Source organism: Dermabacter sp. Marseille-Q3180 (assembly GCF_940792985.1).
Taxonomy (GTDB): Bacteria; Actinomycetota; Actinomycetes; order Actinomycetales; family Dermabacteraceae; genus Dermabacter; species Dermabacter vaginalis.
Map to the genome: position 1 here is coordinate 846227 of NZ_CALNWU010000001.1, position 20024 is coordinate 866250.

Annotated in this window: 18 protein-coding genes; 10 read left to right on the forward strand and 8 right to left on the reverse strand. The window is 64.6% G+C overall.

The features are described from left to right. The first annotated feature begins 7 nt into the window (after positions 1-7). The 3 genes from NBW56_RS03900 to NBW56_RS03910 all read left to right on the forward strand — a co-directional run bounded on the left by NBW56_RS03900 (position 8) and on the right by NBW56_RS03910 (position 2413). Positions 8-1417, forward strand: a complete 1410-nt coding sequence (locus tag NBW56_RS03900; RefSeq protein WP_250258040.1) for an ATP-binding protein — start codon at positions 8-10, stop codon at positions 1415-1417. Beyond that, complete coding sequence (locus NBW56_RS03905) at positions 1410-2075, forward strand: LuxR C-terminal-related transcriptional regulator (protein WP_074298149.1); 666 nt, start codon at positions 1410-1412, stop codon at positions 2073-2075. The genes NBW56_RS03900 and NBW56_RS03905 overlap by 8 nt, the downstream gene beginning before the upstream one ends. Positions 2076-2137: 62 nt before the next feature. Beyond that, positions 2138-2413 carry a 2Fe-2S iron-sulfur cluster-binding protein gene (locus NBW56_RS03910; RefSeq protein ID WP_065248279.1) on the forward strand — a complete coding sequence of 92 codons (276 nt, stop codon included), beginning with the start codon at positions 2138-2140 and terminating at the stop codon, positions 2411-2413. Between the two features lie 5 nt (positions 2414-2418). Here the strand turns inward: NBW56_RS03910 and NBW56_RS03915 are convergent, their stop codons facing one another. Genes NBW56_RS03915 through NBW56_RS03925 form a run of 3 tightly spaced genes read right to left on the reverse strand, consistent with a single transcriptional unit; the run spans position 2419 to position 6292 of the window. Next, on the reverse strand, positions 2419-4206 hold the full coding sequence (locus NBW56_RS03915; protein WP_250258041.1) for an ABC transporter ATP-binding protein: 1788 nt from the start codon (positions 4204-4206) through the stop codon (positions 2419-2421). After that, on the reverse strand, positions 4203-4985 hold the full coding sequence (locus NBW56_RS03920; RefSeq protein ID WP_250258531.1) for an SDR family oxidoreductase: 783 nt from the start codon (positions 4983-4985) through the stop codon (positions 4203-4205). The genes NBW56_RS03915 and NBW56_RS03920 overlap by 4 nt, the downstream gene beginning before the upstream one ends. Further along, positions 4985-6292, reverse strand: coding sequence for a PAS domain-containing protein (locus tag NBW56_RS03925; protein ID WP_250258042.1), 1308 nt, complete (start codon positions 6290-6292; stop codon positions 4985-4987). Before NBW56_RS03925 ends, NBW56_RS03920 begins: the two co-directional genes overlap by 1 nt. Positions 6293-6489: 197 nt before the next feature. Between NBW56_RS03925 and valS the strand changes: the two genes are divergently transcribed. The 7 genes from valS to NBW56_RS03960 all read left to right on the forward strand — a co-directional run bounded on the left by valS (position 6490) and on the right by NBW56_RS03960 (position 15326). Next, positions 6490-9162 (forward strand): valine--tRNA ligase, encoded by a 2673-nt coding sequence (valS, locus tag NBW56_RS03930; RefSeq protein ID WP_250258043.1) that lies wholly within the window; start codon positions 6490-6492, stop codon positions 9160-9162. A gap of 166 nt (positions 9163-9328) precedes the next feature. After that, on the forward strand, positions 9329-9652 hold the full coding sequence (locus NBW56_RS03935; RefSeq protein WP_065248284.1) for a hypothetical protein: 324 nt from the start codon (positions 9329-9331) through the stop codon (positions 9650-9652). Further along, a complete protein-coding gene (locus tag NBW56_RS03940) occupies positions 9649-9960 on the forward strand; it encodes a type II toxin-antitoxin system PemK/MazF family toxin (protein WP_239379330.1) in 312 nt (103 codons plus the stop codon). Before NBW56_RS03935 ends, NBW56_RS03940 begins: the two co-directional genes overlap by 4 nt. A gap of 224 nt (positions 9961-10184) precedes the next feature. After that, on the forward strand, positions 10185-11402 hold the full coding sequence (locus NBW56_RS03945; RefSeq protein ID WP_065248292.1) for a sarcosine oxidase subunit beta family protein: 1218 nt from the start codon (positions 10185-10187) through the stop codon (positions 11400-11402). 27 nt (positions 11403-11429) lie between these two features. After that, complete coding sequence (locus tag NBW56_RS03950; RefSeq protein WP_250258044.1) at positions 11430-11747, forward strand: sarcosine oxidase subunit delta; 318 nt, start codon at positions 11430-11432, stop codon at positions 11745-11747. 2 nt (positions 11748-11749) lie between these two features. Continuing rightward, positions 11750-14719, forward strand: coding sequence for a 2Fe-2S iron-sulfur cluster-binding protein (locus tag NBW56_RS03955; protein ID WP_250258045.1), 2970 nt, complete (start codon positions 11750-11752; stop codon positions 14717-14719). After that, a complete protein-coding gene (locus tag NBW56_RS03960; RefSeq protein ID WP_250258046.1) occupies positions 14712-15326 on the forward strand; it encodes a sarcosine oxidase subunit gamma in 615 nt (204 codons plus the stop codon). Before NBW56_RS03955 ends, NBW56_RS03960 begins: the two co-directional genes overlap by 8 nt. Before the next feature lie 103 nt (positions 15327-15429). On the opposite strand, the gene NBW56_RS03965 is transcribed toward NBW56_RS03960, so the two are convergent. From NBW56_RS03965 to NBW56_RS03985, 5 genes are all read right to left on the reverse strand, one after another. After that, a complete protein-coding gene (locus NBW56_RS03965) occupies positions 15430-15774 on the reverse strand; it encodes a chorismate mutase (protein ID WP_250258047.1) in 345 nt (114 codons plus the stop codon). Positions 15775-15826: 52 nt separating this feature from the next. Beyond that, positions 15827-17131 carry an ATP-dependent Clp protease ATP-binding subunit ClpX gene (clpX, locus tag NBW56_RS03970; protein WP_250258048.1) on the reverse strand — a complete coding sequence of 435 codons (1305 nt, stop codon included), beginning with the start codon at positions 17129-17131 and terminating at the stop codon, positions 15827-15829. Between the two features lie 137 nt (positions 17132-17268). Then, entirely contained in the window at positions 17269-17925 is a 657-nt protein-coding gene (locus NBW56_RS03975; RefSeq protein ID WP_250258049.1) for an ATP-dependent Clp protease proteolytic subunit, read from the reverse strand. Positions 17926-17953: 28 nt separating this feature from the next. Beyond that, complete coding sequence (locus NBW56_RS03980; protein ID WP_065248815.1) at positions 17954-18538, reverse strand: ATP-dependent Clp protease proteolytic subunit; 585 nt, start codon at positions 18536-18538, stop codon at positions 17954-17956. Between the two features lie 137 nt (positions 18539-18675). Further along, positions 18676-19923 carry an alpha-amylase family glycosyl hydrolase gene (locus tag NBW56_RS03985; protein WP_250258050.1) on the reverse strand — a complete coding sequence of 416 codons (1248 nt, stop codon included), beginning with the start codon at positions 19921-19923 and terminating at the stop codon, positions 18676-18678. Positions 19924-20024: the final 101 nt, after the last annotated feature.

Below are 20024 nucleotides of genomic sequence, written 5' to 3' on the forward strand. Positions count from 1 at the left end.
TGGTCGCATGAGCGAACTTCTCCAGCCGAGCGCCAGCGCGTGGACGCGCGAACGTGCCGGCGCGGAGCTCACGGGCGTGTGCGCCGCGCTCGCGAAAGCCATGGGTGTTCCAGTGGGCGCCATTCGCGCCTTCTTCACGCTCGGTGGCCTCGCTCTTGCGTGCGTTCTTCCCGCAACGTTCCTTCTGCACCTTGCCCCCCTCGCGCTGTATGCGCTCCTCGGTATCGGCGGAAGCGTCATGCTCGTGTACGTTCTCGCGTGGTGGGCGCTTCCCCTTGACCGCGAGCACGAGCGCGAGGTTCTCGCCGAGCTGTCACATGCACCCGTGCGCGGAAAGCCCGCGCTCCGCCAGGCCTCCCTCACACTCGCAAGCGGCCACACGCCGTTCGGGACGGCCGTGCGGTGGACAATCCTCGCGGGGATCGTGGGCGCCTCGGTCGCGATCGTGAGCGTTGGGGCCCTGCCCGCACTCGTTCCCGATCTGCATACCGAGGCTCCCGTGGCGATCGGCGCTGGCATCCTCTCCGCCGGTATTGCGCTAGGCACGCTCCCGCTCTCGAGTGTCGACATGGCCCGCTGGACGGGTCGGGTCTCGAACCTTCCCCTCGCCGTGACGGGCGCCGTTCTCCTCGGGGGACTCCTCCTCGTGGGCGGGGCTCTCGTGATCGTCGGTGCACTCCTGGGCGTGCGCGCGATGGGCATCACCGCCGCGGCAACCCTCTTCTCGCTCCTTCTCGCCTCGATTCTCGTGGTGCCGTGGGCCAGGCGACTGTGGGCGGGCATGCGCGAAGAGTCCCGCGAGCGCGCCCTCGCCGATCACCAGGCGGAAATCGCCTCGCACCTTCACGATTCGGTGCTCCAAACCCTCACCGTGATCCAGCGCGAATCAACCCCGCCAGAGCGCATGAAGCACCTCGCGCGCCAACAGGAAACTGAGCTTCGCCGCTGGCTGTACGGGAACATCACCCCTTCCTCCGCACCGCCGTACGCAACCCCGCGCGCCTCGCACGGTGTGCCGCTCACCCTTCGCGAAGCCGTCACCCGCATTGCGCAAGAGACCGAGCGGGTGAATGAGGTGCCGATCGAGGTTGTCTGCGTGGGCGATGCGCCCTTCGCAAAGGGGTACCAGCCGCTCCTTCTCGCCCTTCGCGAGGCCGCGAGCAATGCTGCGCGCCACGGCAAGGTGGGGGTGCAGGTGTTCCTCGATGCCGCGGGGGAAAATATCGAAGTATTCGTGCGCGACCGCGGCGAAGGCTTCGACATGAACGCGATCCCTGAGGGGCGCCTCGGGGTGCGCGAGTCTATCCTTGGACGCATGGCCCGTGCTGGCGGCTTCGCGAGTGTGCGAGGCGCGATCGGTGGCGGCTGCGAAGTGACCCTCGTGCTCGAGAGACAGGAAAAGGAACGCCATGGCTGAGAACGTTCGCGTGCTCGTGGTCGATGACCACCGGATCTTCGCCTCGGGGGTGAGCGAGGAACTCAGCCGGCTCGGGGGCGTCGAGATCGTGGGGATCGCCCTCACCGTGGAGGAAGCCATCGAAAAGGCGCGCGAGTTGCGCCCGAGCGTGGTGCTCCTCGACGTGCACCTTCCGGGTGGCAACGGTGGCGGCGGTGCGGAGGTCGCCGAGACCCTCGAGTCACTCACGACGGAAACGGGAGAGCCAGTGCGTTGCCTCGCCCTCTCGGTTTCGGATGCCGAGGAGGACGTGATCGCCGTGATTCGCGCGGGTGCACGCGGCTACGTCACGAAGTCCACGACCGGCGAAGAACTCGCGGCGGCACTCCACAAGATCGCCGAGGGCGATGCGGTGTTTTCGCCTCGCCTTGCTGGGTTCGTGCTCGATGCGTTTCGCGGCCAAGCACCGTCGATCCCGAGCGAGATGGATCTGCTGAGCCCGCGCGAACAGGAAGTCATGAAGCTCATCGCGCGCGGCCACACGTACCGCGAAGCGGCCTCGGCACTCTTCATTTCTGATCGCACGATCGAAACCCACGTCTCGAACGTGCTCAAAAAGCTTCAGCTCACGAACCGCTACGAGCTCTCCCGCTGGGCGCGCGAGAAGCGCGTGATTTAGGCTTGTGTGTCATGCTTGAGGGCGTTCATCCCTCATGATGCTTCGCAACAAGGAGATTTTCCATGGGCCTCTTCGATAAGGAACCGTTCACCGCCACCGCGACCAAGTCCAACGTGACCGTTGAGGTTGACGAAGACACGTCGCTCCTCCAGGCGCTTCTCGATGCCGGCGTTCCCATGAAGTATTCGTGTGAGGGAGGCACGTGCGGCACGTGCGTCGTCCCGCTCGTGAGCGGCGAGGTCGAATACGAGAACGAGTACCTCGAGGAAGACGAGCACGGCACGCGCATCGCCTGCTGCGTCGACCGCGGCGTGGGCCACATCGAGGTGGAGGCCTAAGAGCCTTACGCCTGGCGCCCACCCGTCGCGAGGCGGCTAAACTCGCCGCCCGCGGCACGCAACTCGTCGAAGGTGCCGCGCTCGCAAATGCGCCCCGCCTTCACCACGAGAATCTGATCGGCATCGCGCACGGTCGAGAGCCTGTGCGCGATCGAGATCGTCGTGCGCCCCTCGCTGAGACTTCGCAGCGCCCCTCCCATGGCGCGCTCCGTCACGGTGTCAAGCGCGCTCGTGGCTTCGTCGAGAAGCAGAATGGGCGGGTCGCGAAGGATCGTTCGCGCGATCGCGAGGCGCTGCTTCTCCCCTCCCGAGAACCGGTATCCTCGCTCCCCCACGATCGTGTTGTAGCCGTGCGGGAGCGCCTCGATGTGGGCGTGGATTTGCGCCATTTCGCAGGCCCGCACCATGTCGGCTTGGCTTGCGTCGGGCTTCACGAACCGCAGGTTGTCGGCAATGCTCGCGTGGAGCAGGTAGGTCTCTTGCGTCACCACTCCGACGGCGCCCGCGAGCGAGTCGAGCGTCAACTCCCGCACGTCGATGCCGTCGATCAGGACCCTCCCCGAGCTCACGTCGTAGAGCCGCGAGAGGAGGTAGCCGAGAGTCGTTTTCCCACTTCCCGTGCTGCCTACAATCGCCGTGTGCGTGCCGCGAGGCACCTCGAACGTCACTCCTGCGATCGTGTCGCGTTCCGCGCCCGGGTACGCGAAGTGCACGTCCTCAAAACTCACGTGACCGCGGGCGCGCCCGCCGGGGAAGGTTTGCGCCGTTTCCGCTTCCTTGATGGGGATCTCGAGATCGAGGTATTCGAACACGCGCGTGAACAGCGCGAGGCTCGCGCGCACTTGGGTAGCGACGCGCAAGAGGGTGTTGAGCTGCGGGAAGAGCGTCGTTTGCATCGCCACAAATGCGACGAGCGTGCCAACCGTGAGATCCCCGATGCCCCGAATGAAGAGCACCCCGCCAATGAGGTAGGTGAGGGCCGGGATGATCCACAGGAGCACGGAGTAGAGGCCTTGCATCCAGCGGCCTGCCATTTCCGATTCGACTTCGAGCAGCGAGAGGTCGCGCGATTCGTTGTCGAACGCTTCGATGATCGGTGCGGAGCGACCAAGGGTCGTGGACAGCAGGATTCCGGAGACGGAAAGGGACTCTTGAATGTGGGCGGAGAGATCGGCGGCGGCTTCTTGCCGACGCTTGACGAGTGCCCGGCGCCGCTTGCCCACGCGTCGATTCAGGACCGACGCGATCGGTGTGGTGACGAGCGAAAAAAGGAAGAGCCTCCAGTCCATCGCGATCATCGCGATTGCGCTCATGAGGATCGTGGCGCTCGCCGAGACGATTTGGGTGGCAACGTTCGTGACGACCGACTGCATGGCGCCGATGTCGTTAAAGATGCGTGACTGAATCTCGCCGGTCCGCGTCGAGGTGAAGAACGGCAACCCCATGCGCTGGAGGTGTGCAAAAACCCGCACTCGCAGGTCGTGCATGATGGCCTGTCCCACGCGGGTCGAGAGGAAGGATTGCAGCACCGTGAAGATCGCCCCTGCAACGTACACGGCAATCATGCCAAAGGCGCACCAGGCAAGAAGCGCAACGTTGCTTTCGGGCAGCGCAACATCGACGATCTCGCGCACGAGGAACGGCGAGATCACACCCGTGAGGGCACCGAGTGCGATGAGGGCGAGAACGATGGCAAGCGTTCCCCTGTGCGGGGAGAAGAGCGCGAGGATGCGTGTCGTTTCGACCTTTTGGCCGTCGCTGAGTCTCGTGTCGGGGAGCTCGAGTGGCCTCACGTGGTGCGGATGAGCTTGTGTTGCGCCGCTTGCGCGAGCGGCCGCAGCGTCACGAGGTCGAGGTTCACGTGGTGCGGGAGATTGACGGAATACGCGATGACGTCGGCGACGTCGTCGGCCGTGAGCGGCTTCTCCACACCTTCGTAGACCTTGTCGGCAGCGGCCTGGTCACCACCGAGGCGCGTGAGGCTGAACTCTTCGGTTCGCACGAGCCCGGGCGCGATTTCGATGACGCGGATCGGCTTACCCGCGAGCTCGAGCCTGAGGGCCGCAGCGATCATGTGCTCGCCGGCCTTCGCGGCGTTGTAGCCGGAACCACCTTCGTATGCTGCTTGGCTCGCCGTCGAGGTCAGGAACACGACGTCGCCGTGACCGCTGGCCTCGAGTGCGGGAAGGAGCGCCTTTGTCACGCGGCCCGCGCCGATCACGTTGGAGCGGAACATGCCCTCCCACTTGTCGAAGGCGGCATCGGCGACCTGCTCGACGCCGAGCGCGCCGCCGGCGATATTGCACAGCGTCGTGAGTTTTCCGGCGAACTCGCGCTCAACGTACTCGGCGACGCGCAAAACGTCGCCGTCAACGCTCACGTCGCAGGCGAGAACAGCGAACATCTTGGGGTTGTTCACCATGCGCGCGAGCTCCTCGAGTCGCTCGCGTCGGCGGGCGATCGCAAGAATGCGGTACCCCTCCTCGTAGAGACGAAGCGCCGTGGCGCGCCCAATTCCGGAGCTCGCGCCAGTCACCACCGCCGTCCGTGTCTCTCGCCAAGACATATCCATCACATCTCCGTGTTTTCAAGGGCTTCAAGGAGCTGCTCGCGCATGCGTTCGAGCGGCGCCGCGTCATATTCGGCGTCAAAGTCGTGCAGCGCTTTCGCGAGGCGTTCGAGCCTCGAGAGCGCAACGTCGGCGTCGATCACCGACTGACTGAAGTGGGGTTCAAGTGCCTCGGCACGCTCGGAGAGGTCCGTGCCCTGCTCGAAGGATTCGTCGAGGAAGTTATCCACGAGCTCACGCCGCTCGTGCATCTTCGCGCTCACGCTTTCGATCGAGGTTCGAGCTCGGTGAATCGCGACGTGGAGCGAACCGATGTGCTGGAGCATGACGTCAAGATCCGCGAGGAGCGCGGAAACGAGGTCGCGAATCGCACTATTGGCCTCGGCGCGCGCGGCCGGCTCTTCGATTTCGAAGCGCTCGTCCGCAAACTGCGTGACCATCGCGGCCTGGAGGCGTGCGAGAGAAATCTGGAACTGCGTTTCGCGCGAGAGCGCTGCAAGGGTCGAAAGCTCGCCCGTGAGGGAGTTGAGCCGCGGGCGCAGGGCGTTGTCGCTCGAGTCCCACAGGCCGAGCTCGGCGGCGGCCTGAAGGTCGATGTCTTTGCGGATGCGGCGCAGAACCGAATCGGTGTAGCTCGCGATTGTTTCGAGGGTCTCCTGATCGAACGAGAGCACACTCACCTCAGCGTGGATGCCGAGGGCGGCGCGCACGATGAGGTCGATCGTATTCGTGACGACCATGCCGAGGGTGCCTTCGAGAGCCTCCTCGCGCAGCATGACCTCGCGAAGGAGCGCCTTGCGTTGGAACATGTCGTAGCCGTCGTAGCCGAGATCCCGCACGGCGCCATCCACGAGCTGCGCGCCCACGCCCGCGACCTCGCGCGCGCTCCGTCCCTGCTCGCGCAGCTTGTTTTCTTCGGCAACGATCACGGCGTAGGCCTCGAACACGTCGTTGAAGGTGGCGGTGCTCATGGGCCTCGAGCGCACGGAAAGGTACCCACCTTCGGGAAGAGGTGTGACCGTGGCAAACACGTCGTAGTGGCTACCGTCGGAAGAGAGATTACGAATGTACCCCGCGAATGGCTGGCCCTTTTCCACGGATTCCCAGAGCAGGCGGAACACGCCGGAGGGCATATCGGGGTGGCGAATGATGTTGTGCGGGGCGCCCTTGAGCTCACTCTCCTCGTAGCGCGAGAGCCGCACGAAAACATCGTTGGCTTTATCGATGTGGCCGCGCTCGTCGGTCGTGGAGAAGAACAGCTCACCCGCCTCAAATTCGAGTTCGTGGCCGGTGGGGTCGGGGCGCTTCATGGGAACCTTCCGCTTGCGGGCGTCGTGAGGGCCGGGCGTGGGAGTCCGACGCCGGCTCGCCCCTATAGTATGCCGCGTCTAGAGGCCTACCGGGCACAAAGGGCCCAGCGTGAGACTGAGCTTTTCAGCGCTTCTCGTTGTGGCATCTCACGCCCCCGTAGCACCACCGACGCGTGCATGCGTGAAACAATGAGCGCATGAGCGAAAACAGCCACGACGCAGGTCACGACTCGACCGCCCAACCGATGACCCCCGCAATCCCCGATCGCCCGAGCCTCGATGGTCTCGAGGGCAAGTGGGATGAGCAGTGGGAAAGCGCGAAGGTCTACGCGTTCAACCGCGAGACGAGCCGCGAGAAGGTCTTCTCGATCGACACTCCCCCGCCCACAGCCTCGGGCTCGCTGCACATCGGTCACGTGTTTGCGTACACCCAGGCCGACATCCTCGCGCGCTACAACCGCATGATCGGCAAGGACGTGTTCTACCCGATGGGCTGGGACGACAACGGCCTGCCCACGGAGCGCCGCGTGCAGAACTACTTCGGCGTGCGCTGCGATCCGAGCCTCCCCTACGTGGAGAACTTCGAACCGCCCCACCGCGGCGGCAACGCGAAGACCGCGAAGCCTCAAAACCAGCTGCCGATCAGCCGCAAGAACTTCATCGAGCTGTGCCTCGAGCTCACAACGGAAGATGAGAAGGCCTTCGAGCACACATTCCGAACCCTCGGCCTTTCGGTGGATTGGAACCTGCGTTACCAGACCATCGACGACAATTCGCGCGCAGTGAGCCAGAAGGCATTCCTCACGCATCTTAAGAACGGCCAGGCCTATCAGGCCGAGGCGCCCACCCCGTGGGACGTCACGTTCCGTACCGCGGTTGCGCAGGCCGAGCAGGAGGACCACGACCGCGAGGGCGCGTACCATCGCCTCGGCTTCACGCGCGCCGATAACGGCGAGAAGGTGTTCATCGAGACGACTCGCCCGGAGCTTCTTCCCGCGTGTGTCGCGCTCGTCGCGCATCCCGACGACGAACGCTACAAGCCGCTATTCGGCACGACGGTGCTCTCGCCCCTGTTCGAGGTCGAGGTGCCCGTTCTCGCGCACCCGCTCGCACAGGCTGATAAGGGCGCGGGCATCGCGATGATCTGTACGTTCGGCGATGCGACCGACGTGATCTGGTGGCGCGAACTCGACCTTCCCACGCGCGCCGTGATCGGCCGCGACGGACGATTCCTCGAGGACGCCCCGTGGATCACGAGCGAGGCTGGCCGCGAGCGCTACGCCGAACTCGCGGGCCTCACCGTATTCAGCGCGCAAAAGCGCGTGGTCGAGATGGTCACCGAGACTGGCGACATGGTGGGCGAGCCAAAGAAGATCACCCACCCGGTCAAGTTCTACGAAAAGGGCGATAAACCACTCGAGTACGTCACGAGCCGCCAGTGGTACATCACGAACGGTGGGCGCGATGAGGCCGACGGCACTTTGCGCACGGCGCTGCTGAGGCGCGGCGAGGAACTCACCTGGTATCCGGGATTCATGGCCTCGCGCTACCGCAACTGGGTCGAGAACCTGACGGGCGACTGGCTCGTGAGCCGCCAGCGCTACTTCGGCGTGCCGATCCCCGTGTGGTACGGCCTCGATGCGAAGGGCGAAATCGACTACGACCGCGTGCTCATTCCTTCCGAGGATCGCCTTCCCGTGGATCCCACCCTCGATGCGCCGGAAGGCTTCGACGAGTCTCAGCGCGATGAGCCGAACGGCTTCACGGCCGACCCGGATGTGTTCGACACGTGGGCGACGAGCTCGCTCACGCCGCTCCTCTCGACCGGCTGGCTCGATGATCGAGACCTCTTCGAGAAGGTCTACCCGATGGATCTTCGCCCGCAGGGCCACGACATCATCCGCACGTGGCTGTTCAGCACGGTCGTGCGCTCACATCTTCTCACCGATTCGCTTCCGTGGACGGGCGCGAGCATCAACGGCTGGATCCTCGACTCGGACCGCAAGAAGATGTCGAAGTCGAAGGGCAATGTCGTCACGCCGATCGACCTTCTCGAGAAGTACGGTTCGGATGGCGTGCGCTACTGGGCGGCACGTGCCCGCCAGGGAGCGGACACGGTGGTCGAAGAGGGCCAGATGAAGATCGGCCGCCGCCTCGCGATCAAAGTTCTCAACGCCTCGAAGTTCGCGCTCGGTTTTGGCGAAGTGGCGTCGGACCCGGAGGTCACCCTTCCTGCGGACCCAGCCGCCGTCACCGAGCCGCTCGACCGTGCGATGCTCGCTTCCCTCGCGAGCGTCGTGGATCAGGCGAGCGCGGCGATGTCGAAACTCGACTACGCGCGTGCGATCGAGGTCATCGAACCGTTCTTCTGGACGTTCTGTGATGACTACATCGAGCTCGTGAAGAACCGCGCGCACGGCGCCGCTGGCGAGGGCCCTGCGGCTTCGGCTCGCGCGGCGCTCCAGATCGCGCTCGAGACCCTGCTGCGGCTTTTCGCGCCGTACCTCCCCTTCGCGACCGACGAGGTGTGGAGCTGGTGGCGCGAAGGCTCGGTGCACGCGCAAGCGTGGCCCACGTCGGCGCCGCTCGCAAAGGCCGCTGCGGGCCAGGACGAATCACTTCTGCGGGTCGTGAGTGAGGCGATCATCTCGGTGCGCAAGGTCAAGAGTGACGCGAAGGTCTCGCAGAAGACCCCGATGCTCCATGCGACCCTCGCGCTTCCCGAGGCAGCACTCGCCGAGTTCGAAAGCGTGCGCTTCGACGTGTGTGCGCTTGGCTCGATCGAGGACCTCACGCTCGAGACCTCGACCGATGGGGCGATTACGCTCTCGAAGGTCGAGCTCGGCGAGCCACCGGCAAAGAAGAAGTAGGCGCGTACCGGCCAAAGCGACACGGCCGATCACCGCAAGGGCCCCGAGGGGCACGGCAGGACCTCGCTCCTCCGTGGCTCTCGGGGCTCTTCGCCTATCATCACACTCCTCAACCGTGCAGCATTTACTGCTGCAGATCATGCTGCATGTGCGTTACGCTGTTGACATGAGCACCAGCACTCTCTCCCGAAAAAGCGTTCCGGTTGATGCAGAAATGTCCACTTTCACCCGAGATATACGCACTCCTGGCACCCCCGCTCGCGAAGCAGTTGAAGCGCTCGTAGGCCCGCTACCCGACCACCTTTCTGAGGCTCAGGCACTGAGCACTCTTCTGAACGTTGCACGCGACAAGGTGCAGGAAACTGCAAACGCCTCCGGTTACGCCGCCTACGCGGCGACACTTAACGAAGAGGATCGGGCTGCCGCAGACCACGGGCGTAAGCGCCGTCATGAGCGTGCGAGACGACGAGCCGAAGCAGGCACCGAATGACCCTCACTCGCGGGAATATTTACTGGGTAGACCTGGGATACGGAGAAAAGCCCTTTCTCGTCGTTTCCAACAATGCACGCAACCGGGCCCTGAAGAGTGCGATCGTCGCTCGAATAACGACATCCGAAAAACCCCCGCTCGAGAGCATCGTGAAACTCAGCTCGTACGATCCCCTCGTGGGCCGAGTACTATGCGACGATCTCGAAACGATTGATGAAGACGAGGTACTCCGCCACGGTGGCGCGCTCTCACTCCACACAATGCAGCTCGTTGACCGCGGCTTACGCACCGCACTGGCCCTAAGGTAACTCGTGCCGCAGCGGGGGCGCTGTGGTCCAACACCCTGGCCAGTACGACCGGCCGCACATACGAACACTCTCACAAAGACTCCCCCCCCCTTGTTGCCACGAAAGCAACCTGGTTGCACTGAGTGCTTGACTGCCTCTAGGTCTCTCTCTAGGATCGACACCAATACCTTCCGTGGAAATGACGCCCAGTCGTTTTCTCAATGACGAGAACCTAGGAGGCCCCCGTGGCGGAAGAGCTACCCCAACACCCCGATTTCCTGTGGGATAACCCGGACCCGAAGAAAACCTACGACGCGATCGTCGTGGGCGGCGGCGGTCACGGACTCGCCACCGCGTATTACCTCGCAAAAAACCACGGGATGACCAACATCGCCCTTCTCGAAAAGGGGTGGCTCGCGGGCGGCAACATGGCCCGCAACACGACGATCATCCGCTCGAACTACCTGTGGAACGAATCCGCGGCGATCTACGAACACGCGATGAAGCTGTGGGAGGGCCTCACCGAAGAACTCGAGTACGAAATGTTCTTCTCCCAGCGCGGCGTGCTCAATCTTGCGCACACGCTCGGCGATGTGCGCGAATCGGTGCGAAGAGTCGAGGCGAACAAGCTCAACGGCGTGGACGCCGAGTGGCTCACGCCCGAGCAGGTCAAAGAGGTGTGCCCGATTCTCAACATCAGCGACAACGTGCGCTACCCGGTTATGGGCGCGACCTACCAGCCGCGCGCGGGCATCGCGAAACACGACTGGGTCGCGTGGGGCTACGCGCGCAAGTGCAATGAGCTCGGCGTGGACATCATCCAAAACTGCGAGGTCACGAAGGTCCTTTCCGACGGTGGCCGCGCGATCGGTGTCGAGACCACTCGCGGAAGAATCCTCGCCCCCAAGATCGCGCTTGCGGCCGCGGGCCACACCACGACCCTCACGGATCAACTCGGGGTGCGCGTGCCCACGCAGTCGCATCCGCTCCAGGCCCTCGTCTCGGAGCTTTTCGAGCCCGTGCATCCCACGGTCGTCATGAGCAACCACGTGCACATGTACGTGTCGCAGGCGCACAAGGGTGAACTCGTCATGGGCGCGGGAATTGACCAGTACAACGGCTACGCTCAGCGCGGCTCGTTCCACGTGGTCTCGGAACAGATCGCCGCGGCAATCGAACTCTTCCCCGTGTTCTCCCGTGCGCACCTGCTTCGCACGTGGGGCGGGATCGTGGACGTCACGCTCGATGCCTCGCCCATCATGTCGCTGTGCGATGTCGAGGGCGTGTACATCAACTGCGGGTGGGGCACGGGCGGTTTCAAGGCCACCCCCGCGTGCGGCTGGGCTTTCGCTTACACGGTCGCGAACGACCGCCCCCACGAATTGAATGAGCCGTTCTCCCTTGAGCGGTTCACGACCGGCCACCTGATCGACGAGCACGGCGCCGCTGCCGTCGCTCACTAATCACCCACGGCGAAAGAGAGACCAACGATGCTTCTTCTCACGTGCCCCCACTGCGGCGACCGCGACGAGATCGAGTTCCACTACGGCGGCGAAGCCCACGTGGCCTACCCCGAGAAAACCGCGGAGTTGAACGACGCCGAATGGGCCCACTACCTGTTCTACCGCTCAAACCCCAAAGGCGAGTACGCCGAGCGATGGCTGCACTCGGGCGGCTGCCGCAAATGGTTCAACGCCCTGCGCGATACGGCAACCCACGAGTTCCTCGCGTTTTATCCGGCGGGCGAGAAACGCCCCGAGCTTGACGGCGGCAACGAGGCCGCCCACACGATGGGAGAGACCAAGTGAGCATGCGACTATCCCCCGAGCATTCCCCTCGGCACGGCCTCGCGAACGGCGAGCCCTTCACCATCACGGTTGATGGTGTGGAGATCGAGGCTTTCGAAGGCGACACCGTTGCCTCGGCCCTGATCGCCTCCGGACGACTCCACACGGCCGAATCGATGTACCGCCACCGCCCACGAGGAATCCTCGCGGCGGGCATCGAAGAGCCGAACGGGCTCATCACGGTGCGCTCACGCGACGCGCACGATATCGACGAGACGATGCTGCCCGTGACAACCGTCCCGGCCACGCCCGGCCTCGAGACCCTTTTCGTTTCCGGCCAGGGCGCACTCGATCCGCGTCCCGATCCGGCACTCTACGACCACAAGCACCGCCACGTGGACGTGCTCATCGTGGGTGCGGGCCCCGCGGGCATTGCCGCTGCGCGCTCGGCCCTCGCAGGCCAGTGCAGGGTCGTGCTTATCGACGACCAGCCCGTGCCCGGCGGCTCGCTTCTCTCGGCGCGCGATGTCGAGATCGATGGCGTCAGCGGCCCTGAATGGGCACGCACCGAAATCGAGAAGCTCGAAAAGAACCGCGACTTCACGTACCTTCCGCGCACGAGCGCCTTCGGCTGCTACGACGCAAACTACGTGATCGCGGTCGAAAACCGCACCGATCACCTTCCACGTGCCAAGCGCCCCGGAGTGTCGCGCCAGCGCATGTGGCAGTTTCGCGCCGCGGAGGTCATTCTTGCGACCGGCGCTCTCGAGCGACCGCTCGTGTTCAAGAACAACGACCGCCCGGGTATCATGCTCGCCTCGGCCGTGAGCACCTACCTCAACCGCTACGGCGCCCTCCCCGGACGCCGTGCGGCCCTGTTCACCACCAACGACGCGGGCTATGAGAGCGCGCTCGACCTCTCGGCGGCCGGGGCGAAGGTCACCGCGATCATCGATGCCCGGCGCCGCGTGCCCGAGCACTGCGAGAAAATCGCGCGCGAGATCGGCGCGGCCCTCTACGCGGGCTCCGCCGTAGTCGATACCGACGCGGGCAAGGGCGGGCTCCTGAGTGCCGTCACGGTGCGCGGCCTCGACAGCAACGCCGAGTTCACGGGCGAAGCGGACCACATCAAGGTCGACCTCCTTGCCGTCTCGGGCGGATACAGCCCCACCGTTCACCTCCACACCCATCGCCAGGGAAAGACCACGTGGAACACGGACATCGCGGGCTTCGTGCCCGTCTCCCCCGTTGCCCACCAGCACCACGCGGGCGCCCTCACCGGCAAATATGCACTCAACGATGCCCTCGAGGCAGGCCACCGCGCGGGAATCGACGCCCGCGAGGCCGCCGCCGAAAATAAGGGCTTCAACGCCGGAAAACTGAAGCGCGAGGTGGCCGAAGCAAGCGTCGGAACCGCACTGCCTCTTGACCACTCCCCCGTGCAGCCCGTGTGGCTCGTGCCCGCGGAGGAGGGCGAGCCGGGCGAGTGGAACGAGCACTTCGTGGATCTCCAGCGCGACCAGGCCGTCGCCGAGGTCATGCGCGCCTACGGGGCAGGTATGCGCAGCATCGAGCACATCAAGCGTTACACCTCGATCGGCACCGCAAACGACCAGGGCAAAACCTCGGGCGTCAACGCGATGGCGATCCTCGCTGCGGCGCTCGGTGAAGATGACCTCGAGAAGGTGGGGGTGTCGAACTACCGCGCCCCCTACTCTCCCGTGTCGTTCGCGGTCATTGCGGGCCGCGAGCGCGGCGACCTGTTCGATGCCGCGCGCGTCACGTCGATCCACCCGTGGCACCTCGCCCACGGCGCAAAATTCGAGGACGTGGGCCAGTGGAAACGCCCCTGGTACTACCCTCAGGGCGCCGAGTCGATGGATGCGGCGGTGCGCCGCGAATGCGCGGCCGTGCGTGAATCCGTCGGCTTCATGGACGGCACAACGCTCGGCAAGATCGAGATTCGTGGCAAGGACGCGGCGGAATTCCTCGACCGCGTGTACACGAATTCGTTCCGCCTGCTCAAGGTGGGCATGGGGCGCTACGGCGTGATGTGCACGCCCGACGGCATGATCTTCGACGACGGCGTCACGATGCGCCTCGCGGAGGATCGCTTCCTCATGACCACCACCTCGTCGGGTGCTGCGAAGGTCCTCGACCATCTCGAGGAATACTCGCAAACGGAGTGGCCCGAGCTCGACGTGACGTTCACGTCGGTCACGGAGCAGTATGCGACGATCACGGTCGCGGGCCCGAAGTCGCGCGCCGTCATCGAAAAAGTTGTCCCGAACATCGATGTTTCCGCGAAGGGCTTCCCGTTCATGGCGTTTCGCGACACGACCCTCGCAAACGGCATTCCGGCGCGCGTGTGCCGCATTTCGTTTTCGGGCGAGCTGTGCTTCGAGATCAATGTCGAGGCCTACTACGGTCTCGCCGTGTGGGAGGCCGTTGAGGAGGCCGGGCGCGAGTTCGGGATTACTCCTTACGGCACGGAGACGATGCACGTTCTGCGCGCGGAAAAGGGCTTCATCATCGTTGGCCAGGACACCGACGGCACGGTCACGCCGCAGGATGCCGGCATGAGCTGGGTCGTGTCGAAGAAGAAGGAAGAGTTCCTGGGCAAGCGTTCCTTTGCCCGGGCCCACACCGCGGCGGAGGATCGCCGTCACCTCGTGACGGTTCTGCCCGTGGACCGCCGGCTTCGCCTTCGCGAGGGTGCACAGCTCGTGGAGAAGGGCACGGATCTCACGGTGCGCGATGCTGATGTGACGACCCCGCTCTTGCCCGGCAACGGGCAAATCGAGGACATCGGCTGGGTGACCTCGAGCTACGACTCGGTTGCGCTCGGCCGCACGTTTGGTCTCGCGCTCATCGAGCGCGGTCGCGAGCACGAGGGCGAGATCATCTCGAGCCCCGTGGATGGCCGCCTCGTCGATGTAGAAATTGGGCCCCTGTGCCTGTTTGATCCGGAAGGAGAGCGCCGCGATGGCTAACGCTCAGTTGAAAGAATTCCGCGTCACGCCCGCCGCGCATCTCGCGGGTGAGATGGAGGCGGCGCGCGTGTGCGGAATGCGCTCGGTAGCACTCACGGAACTCGACTCGCCTCTTCAGGTGGGGCTTCGCGCGAAGCCGGGAAGCGAGAGCGCACACGCGCTTGAACGCGTGCTCGGCTTTGCGCTTCCCGCGCGGGTTGGTGAGGTCGCGGGAAGGTCCGACGCCAGCCACGTTCTGTGGCTCTCGCCCGACGAATTCCTGTACGTCGATCCCTCCGATACGACGCAGGCCGCCGTCGCCGACTTCGAAGCCTGCCTCGAGGGACTTCCTGGGCACGCCGTGGATCTTTCCGCGAACCGCACCGTGTTTGAGCTTTCGGGCCGCGCCAGCGAGGACCTGCTCGAGAAGGGCTGCAACGCGGATCTTCACCCGCGTGAGTTCCCCGCGGGCCGCGCGATCGCGACTCAGCTCGCGCACGTGCCGATCCTTTTGCACCGCGTGGAGCAGAATGTGTGGCGCCTCTACCCGCGCGCGAGTTTCGCCGATTTCGTGGCGCGCTGGATCATTGACGCGATGACGGAGTACCGCCAGAGCGAGGTTGTTTAGCGCGCAGTGTGCACGAGTGGGGCCGCTTCGCGCGCTGGGCGCGGGGCGGTCCCTTTCTTGTGCGTGCGCTGGTGCTCTGCCGGTCCGTGTGGAGAGCGCGGTGCTACTTTTCCGCCGCGATCTGCTCGTGGTGGCGGATCACCTCGGTCACGAGAAAATTGAGGAAGCGGTGCGTGAACACCGGGTCGAGCCCGGATTCTTCGGCGAGGCGCATGAGGCGCTCAACCTGGTGCTTTTCACGATCCGGATCGCCGGCAGGAAGGCCGTGCTCGGCCTTGAGTGCCCCCACGGCCTTCGTGAACTTGAAGCGTTCAGCGAGCAGATGCACGAGGGCCGCATCAATGTTGTCAATCGATTGGCGGTGCTGGCCGAGGACCTCGCGAGCGCGGGCGATGTGTTCGTCGGTGACGTGGGCGCCGGCGCTCGGCGTCGCGGGGGTATCGTTCATGCGCTAAGCCTTGCAGGCCGGGCGGCACGAGTAAAGCGTGTCCGCGAGAGAACTAGGCGCTGCGTCGGCGCTTTTTCTCGCTCCCCTCACCAGATTCAGCGCGCGTGAGCATGAGCGGCTCGCGGCCTTCGGTCACGACCGCCTCGGTGATCACGATCTTGACGACATCCTCGCGCGAGGGCACCTCGAACATGACCGGCTGGAGGATTTCCTCCATGATTGCGCGGAGCCCGCGCGCACCCGTGCCACGCTCGAGAGCGCGATCCGCAATGGCCTCGAGGGCGAGCGGTTCGAAATCGAGTTCGACCTCGTCGAGGGCGAACATTTTTTGGTATTGCTTCACGAGCGCGTTCTTCGGCTCGATGAGGATGCGCGTGAGGTCCTCGCGATCGAGGTTCGTGACGGAGGTCAGCACGGGAAGGCGGCCGATGAATTCGGGAATGAGCCCAAACTTGAGGAGATCCTCGGGAAGGAGCTTCGCGTAGATTTCCTGTTCGTCGAGCGGGGTGTGCAGTTGGCTTCCGAAGCCGATGCCGCGTTTGCCGGTGCGGTTGCTGATGATGTCCTCGATACCCGCGAACGCGCCCGCGACGATGAACAGCACGTTGGTCGTATCGAGCTGCACGTAATCCTGCTGCGGGTGCTTGCGCCCGCCCTGCGGAGGCACAGCCGAGACAGTGCCCTCGAGGATCTTGAGCAGGCCCTGCTGCACGCCTTCACCGGAGACGTCGCGGGTGATCGACGGGTTCTCCGCCTTGCGGCCGATCTTGTCGATCTCGTCGATATAAATGATGCCGCGCTCGGCGCGCTTGACGTCCCAGTCGGCGGCCTGAAGGAGCTTGAGGAGAACGTTCTCGACGTCCTCGCCCACGTAGCCGGCCTCGGTGAGGGCGGTCGCATCGGCCATCGCGAACGGCACGTCGAGGAGTTTCGCGAGGGTCTGCGCGAGATACGTTTTTCCGCAGCCCGTGGGGCCCACGACGAGCACGTTCGATTTCGCGACCTCGACCTCGTCGATGTCCGTGCCAATGCCCGAATCTTTCGTTTCGCTCGCTCGCACGCGCTTGTAATGGTTGTACACGGCAACCGAAAGGGCCCGCTTCGCGGTTTCCTGCCCCACAATGTGGGTTTCGAGGAAATCGAAGATCTCGTTGGGCTTTGGAAGCTCGAGCTCCTTCGCCTGCTCTTCCTTTTTCTCGGCGGCCTCGTTTTCCTCCGCGATGATTTCGTTGCACAGCTCGATGCATTCTTCGCAGATGTACACGTGGGGGCCGGAGATCAGCCGCTCGACCTGCTTTTGCGACTTGCCGCAGAACGAGCACTTGTAGATCTCGCTCGAATCACCAATCTGTGCCATGGAGGAGGAGTCCTTCCCGGGGAAGTTTTCGGGCGCTTGCCACACTAGCCGCCGCGAGGCAACGAAACGGGGAGGCACACCCACGAGCGTGTGTCGCTGTGGCGCACCTCCCCGGCCGTTTCATGCGCGTAGCGCGATTACTGGCCGATCTGGTCCTGCTCGCTGCGGCGGGCGAGAACCTGGTCGATGAGGCCGTACTCGAGGGCGCCCTGTGCGGTGAGGATCTTGTCGCGCTCGATGTCGCGGTGGATCTCGCCGCGGTCGCGGCCCGAGTGGTGGGCGAGGGTATCCTCGAGCCACTCGCGCATGCGGAGAATTTCATTGGCTTGGATCTCGATGTCGGAAGCCTGGCCGCCGCCCTGGCCGCCCATGGCCGGTTGGTGGATGAGGATACGGGCGTTCGGGAGGGCAAGGCGCTTGCCGGGGGCGCCGGCCGCAAGCAACACCGCGGCAGCGGAAGCCGCCTGGCCGAGGCACACGGTCGTCACATCGGGCTTGATGTACTGCATCGTGTCGTAGATCGCGGTGAGCGCCGTGAAGGACCCGCCGGGACTGTTGATGTAGAGCGTGATGTCGCGGTCGGGATCTTGCGACTCGAGCACGAGCAGCTGCGCCATCACGTCGTCGGCGGAGGCGTCGTCCACCTGAACGCCGAGGAAGATGATGCGATCCTCGAACAGCTTCGCGTACGGGTCCTGGCGCTTGAAGCCGTAGGCCGTGCGCTCTTCGTAGGTGGGCAGCACGTAGCGTGCGCTCGGCATGTGGCCGACCTTCATGGAGGGATCAAAAGTCATGGGTGTACTCCTTTGAGGTTTCGCCGCGTCAGTTCTCGTCCATGCCGCCGTCGCCGGTCACGTCGCCGGCTGCGGAGACGATCCGGTCGATGAAGCCGTATTCGAGGGCTTCGGGGGCGGTGAACCAGTGGTCGCGGTCGCCATCGGCAATGATCTGCTCGACACTCTTCCCGGTCTGCTCGGCCGTGATCTCGGCCATCTGCTGCTTCATCGAGAGGATCAGATCGGCCTGGATCTTGATCTCCGAGGCGGTGCCACCAAGGCCACCGAGCGGCTGGTGCATGAGGATGCGCGTGTGGGGCGTCGCGAAGCGCTTTCCGGGCGTACCCGAGCTCAGCAGGAACTGGCCCATCGAGGCTGCCATGCCCATCGCGACCGTCACGACATCCGGTTTGATGTACTGCATCGTGTCGTAGATGGCCATGCCCGCGGTGATCGAACCGCCGGGGCTGTTGATGTAGAGGAAGATGTCCTTCTCCGGATCTTCCGCGGCGAGCAGGAGCAGCTTCGCGCAGATCGCGTTCGCGTTATCGTCGCGAACATCCGAACCGAGCCACACGATGCGCTCGCGCAGGAGCCGCTGGTACACGTTGTCGTCGAGGCCAAGCGGCATTTCACCGGCCGCGTTCACGCTGTGCTGAGTCACGGTGCACTCCTTGTATCTTGAGGTTTCGTACCCCTCAACCTTAGCGAGCGCGAGCGGGGTTGGCGGCCCTGTTCGCCAGGGGCGCAGTTCCGACGTTTGCCTCGCTACAGCTGCGGCTGGGACCACAGCACCTCGCCGCCCGCCTCACGAATGGTTGCGTGGGGGCTGTTCTCGAGGGTGATCTCCACGTCGAGGAAGCGCTCTCCCCCGTTTTCGTGGGCGCGATACGTCATTTTTTCGTTTGCGATGTCGAGGACCTCGGTTCGGGAGGTCACGAGCCACGGCGCATCCCGGCGCACAGCGATGAGGCCGGCGATCGCCTCACGCATCGCGGGCCCTTCACCGAAGAAGTCACTCGGGGAATCGGGGAACGCCTGGCGCACGTCGTCATCTCCCCCAACGCGCTCTTCCTTAATGCCGCGGAAGGCCTGTTCATCCCCGTAGTAGAGGGCTGGGGTGCCACCAAGCGTGTAGAGAATCGCGTGGGCCGTAAGCGCACCGTCGGCACCGAGCACGCTCGCGATGCGGCTCGTATCGTGGTTGCCCACGAACGTCAGCGGCAGGAAGTGCTCGAGGAATCCGTTGTGGCGCCCAAGGGTCCATTCGAGCTCGAACAGATTCTTCTGCTCGATGCTCGAGTAGATCGCCTTCCACAGCTCGTACTCGGTCGCGGAATCAACTCCGGCATCTTTCACGAATGCGGCATAGTCGCCGTGGATGATTTCCGCGAAGAAGAACGCTTCGGGGAAGTCACGGCGAAGGGCGGGGATGATGTCACTCCAGAAACTCGGAGGAACCGAGTAGGCGGCATCGAGACGCCAGCCATCGATCCCCCGCTCGAGCCAGAAACGCATCACGTGGGCGATCCGCTCGTGCGCGGCGGCGCTTTCGTGATGGAAGCGGGCAAGCTCCCCGTGCCCTTCCCACACGCGCGGTGCCGGGCCGCCCTCGGCGTGCATGTCGATGTCGAATTCGCGGCCGCTCGCGTCGGCCGCGGGATTTTCGAGCTCGCGGCGAAGCGGCGCGAAATCGGTCGAGACGTGCGAAAACACGCCGTCGAGGAGCACGCGGATCCCCCGCTTTTTGCACTCGGAAAGGAAGCGATCGAAAGCGGCGTCGTCGCCAAGGCGCGGGTCGATCTTCAGGTAGTCGAGGGTGTCGTAGCCGTGGGTTTTCGAGGCGAAGATCGGGCCAAGCGCGATGCCGTTGAGGCCGATTTCCTGCACGTAGTCGAGCCAGCTTGTGAGGTGGTCAAACCCTCGGCCGGTGCGGGAATCGCCCTCGCGGATCGGGGCATCGGTGAAACCGAGCGGGTACACGTGCCACCACAGGGCGTGATCGATCCAAGCCATGACTACTCCTCCTTCACACGGCGCCGCGCGCTGTTAAAAGCGTAGCGGCCCCGCCTCCGCTTTCGCGAAGAGGGGCCGCGCCCTTAAGGGATGGTGCGAGA

Excerpts from the sequence above, each read along its gene's own strand:
- NBW56_RS03900 (WP_250258040.1), top strand. The coding sequence starts at position 8 with ATGAGCGAACTTCTCCAGCCGAGCGCCAGCGCGTGGACGCGCGAACGT.
- NBW56_RS03905 (WP_074298149.1), top strand. The coding sequence starts at position 1,410 with ATGGCTGAGAACGTTCGCGTGCTCGTGGTCGATGACCACCGGATCTTC.
- NBW56_RS03910 (WP_065248279.1), top strand. The coding sequence starts at position 2,138 with ATGGGCCTCTTCGATAAGGAACCGTTCACCGCCACCGCGACCAAGTCC.
- NBW56_RS03920 (WP_250258531.1), bottom strand. The coding sequence starts at position 4,985 with ATGGATATGTCTTGGCGAGAGACACGGACGGCGGTGGTGACTGGCGCG.
- NBW56_RS03925 (WP_250258042.1), bottom strand. The coding sequence starts at position 6,292 with ATGAAGCGCCCCGACCCCACCGGCCACGAACTCGAATTTGAGGCGGGT.
- valS (WP_250258043.1), top strand. The coding sequence starts at position 6,490 with ATGAGCGAAAACAGCCACGACGCAGGTCACGACTCGACCGCCCAACCG.
- NBW56_RS03935 (WP_065248284.1), top strand. The coding sequence starts at position 9,329 with ATGAGCACCAGCACTCTCTCCCGAAAAAGCGTTCCGGTTGATGCAGAA.
- NBW56_RS03940 (WP_239379330.1), top strand. The coding sequence starts at position 9,649 with ATGACCCTCACTCGCGGGAATATTTACTGGGTAGACCTGGGATACGGA.
- NBW56_RS03950 (WP_250258044.1), top strand. The coding sequence starts at position 11,430 with ATGCTTCTTCTCACGTGCCCCCACTGCGGCGACCGCGACGAGATCGAG.
- NBW56_RS03955 (WP_250258045.1), top strand. The coding sequence starts at position 11,750 with ATGCGACTATCCCCCGAGCATTCCCCTCGGCACGGCCTCGCGAACGGC.
- NBW56_RS03960 (WP_250258046.1), top strand. The coding sequence starts at position 14,712 with ATGGCTAACGCTCAGTTGAAAGAATTCCGCGTCACGCCCGCCGCGCAT.
- NBW56_RS03965 (WP_250258047.1), bottom strand. The coding sequence starts at position 15,774 with ATGAACGATACCCCCGCGACGCCGAGCGCCGGCGCCCACGTCACCGAC.
- clpX (WP_250258048.1), bottom strand. The coding sequence starts at position 17,131 with ATGGCACAGATTGGTGATTCGAGCGAGATCTACAAGTGCTCGTTCTGC.
- NBW56_RS03975 (WP_250258049.1), bottom strand. The coding sequence starts at position 17,925 with ATGACTTTTGATCCCTCCATGAAGGTCGGCCACATGCCGAGCGCACGC.
- NBW56_RS03980 (WP_065248815.1), bottom strand. The coding sequence starts at position 18,538 with ATGCCGCTTGGCCTCGACGACAACGTGTACCAGCGGCTCCTGCGCGAG.
- NBW56_RS03985 (WP_250258050.1), bottom strand. The coding sequence starts at position 19,923 with ATGGCTTGGATCGATCACGCCCTGTGGTGGCACGTGTACCCGCTCGGT.